Source organism: Streptomyces flaveus (genome assembly GCF_014647675.1).
GTDB lineage: Bacteria > Actinomycetota > Actinomycetes > Streptomycetales > Streptomycetaceae > Streptomyces > Streptomyces flaveus.
In genome coordinates this window covers 773,485-775,811 of the sequence record NZ_BMPQ01000001.1, presented here as the reverse complement: position 1 = coordinate 775,811, position 2,327 = coordinate 773,485, and the positions used below count along the sequence as shown (strand labels likewise).

General features: G+C 67.9%; 2 protein-coding genes. Both read left to right on the top strand.

The annotated features are described in order from the left end of the window. Nucleotides 1–388: 388 nt before the first annotated feature. A complete protein-coding gene (gene prfB, locus IEZ21_RS03315) occupies nucleotides 389–1,495 on the top strand; it encodes a peptide chain release factor 2 (RefSeq protein WP_189320336.1) in 1,107 nt (368 codons plus the stop codon). 304 nt (nucleotides 1,496–1,799) lie between these two features. After that, nucleotides 1,800–2,327 (top strand): hypothetical protein (locus IEZ21_RS03310; protein WP_189320335.1); only part of this gene is annotated, 528 nt, incomplete at its 3' end.

The window sequence follows — 2,327 nt, the reverse complement described above, 5'->3', positions numbered from 1 at the left end:
TGGGCCGGTGCGTCAGCCCGTCGCAGGCCGGGCATACGACCCTGGCCGGGTACACGGTGCGGGTTCTCCGAGACCGGAGCTAAGCGACGGGCATACGACGCACCGGCCCACGACCCCTCCCGCCGGAGGGAGACTGCGGGAGGTTGGGGGGCCGGGCTTTCCGGGGCTCGGACTTTGGGGAGCGCGGGATTGTTCGGGGCCCGGGCTTGGTCGGGGCGCCGGGGTCTTCGGGGCCCGGGGCAGGCGCAGGCTTTTGCTTTTAGGGGCGCGGGGAACTGCGCGACCAGCCACAACGGACCGGCAGTCGCCCATGAACCGAACCCACCCCCCCGGGTAGGCGCCCCGCTCAACCGGCGGAGCCACTTGGCGGAGCCAGTACGCTGGGGGTGTGGCAGTTGTCGATGTATCCGAAGAGCTCAAGTCCCTCTCCGCGACCATGGAGTCGATCGAGGCCGTCCTGGACCTCGACAAGCTGAGGGCAGACATCGCCGTGCTCGAGGAGCAGGCGGCAGCGCCGTCCCTGTGGGACGACCCCGAAGCGGCGCAGAAGATCACCAGCAAGCTGAGCCACCTCCAGGCGGAGGTACGCAAGGCGGAAGCCCTGCGCAGCCGGATCGACGATCTGAGCGTGCTCTTCGAGATGGCCGAGGAGGAGGACGACTCGGACACCCGCGCCGAGGCCGAGACGGAGCTCACCTCCGTCAAAAAGGCGCTGGACGAGATGGAGGTCCGGACGCTGCTGTCGGGGGAGTACGATTCCCGCGAGGCGCTCGTCAACATCCGCGCGGAAGCCGGCGGCGTCGACGCCGCGGACTTTGCCGAGAAGCTCCAGCGCATGTACCTGCGCTGGGCCGAACAGCAGGGCTACAAGACCGAGGTCTACGAAACGTCGTATGCGGAAGAGGCCGGCATCAAGTCGACCACCTTCGCCGTCCAGGTGCCGTACGCCTACGGGACGTTGTCCGTGGAGCAGGGCACGCACCGGCTCGTCAGGATCTCGCCGTTCGACAACCAGGGGCGCCGGCAGACCTCGTTCGCGGGCGTGGAGGTGCTGCCCGTCGTCGAGCAGACCGATCACATCGAGATCGACGAGTCCGAGCTGCGGGTGGATGTGTACCGGTCGTCCGGGCCCGGTGGTCAGGGTGTCAACACCACTGACTCCGCGGTGCGGTTGACCCACCTTCCCACCGGGATCGTCGTCTCCTGCCAGAACGAGCGGTCGCAGATCCAGAACAAGGCCACCGCCATGAACGTACTGCAGGCGAAGCTGCTGGAGCGGCGCCGGCAGGAGGAGCAGGCCAAGATGAACGCCCTCAAGGGCGATGGCGGCAACTCCTGGGGCAACCAGATGCGTTCGTACGTCCTGCACCCGTACCAGATGGTCAAGGACCTGCGTACGGAGTACGAGGTGGGCAACCCGGAGTCCGTGTTCAATGGCGAGATCGATGGCTTCCTGGAGGCCGGAATTCGCTGGCGCAAGCAGCGGGAGAAGTAAGCGACTTTCGCGGACATCGCTTTGTCGACAGGGCAACTGCCATCCATGGGACGGCAGTTGCCCTTTGTGCAGCCCAATGTCCGGGATTTACGTCACACTCACATGTTGTTTCGGCCGTCATATGACCTTGATCTGGACATCACGGTCGCAACGGCCTTGACGATGTTTTGAAGAACAGGAAGGCTGACGCGCGGCATGCGTATCTCTGGGGCGCATGTGAACCGGGGGGCTTCGAAAGCACTCCTGATGTCGTCGCCCCAGGCGCTGCTCCATTCACGATGAGCTATCTGGGGGTAGCAGGCAGATGACCAAGAAGACGCGGATCCGTGTCGCGCGGGTGGCCGCTGGTGCGGTGATCGCCGCCGGCGCTTCGCTGACCGCCGCGGGTGCCGCTTCGGCTCTCGATGTCGGCGTCGAGGTGGGCGGTCTGAGCGTCGGCGCGAGCGCCGACGAGAACGGCGTCGGTGTCGGCCTCGATGTCGAGGACCCGACCGACCCGCCCACGGAGATCCCCGAGGACCCGGCCGACCCGCCGGCGGAGGACCCGCCGGCGGAGGAGCCTCCCGCTGAGGACCCTCCGGCGGAGGAGCCTCCTGCTGAGGAGCCGCCGGCCGAGGAGCCTCCCGCCGAGGACCCTCCGGCGGAGCAGCCTCCCGCCGAGGACCCGACCGACCCGGGTGACGACGACAGCGTCGGCGGTGGCGGCAACGACACCGACCCCGACGGTGGTTCGCAGCCCGTCGAGCAGGAGGAGGGCAAGGAGGGCCTGACCGACACCGGCAGCGGTACGGGTACGGGTACCGGCACCGGTACGGGCGTCTCGGACCCCTCC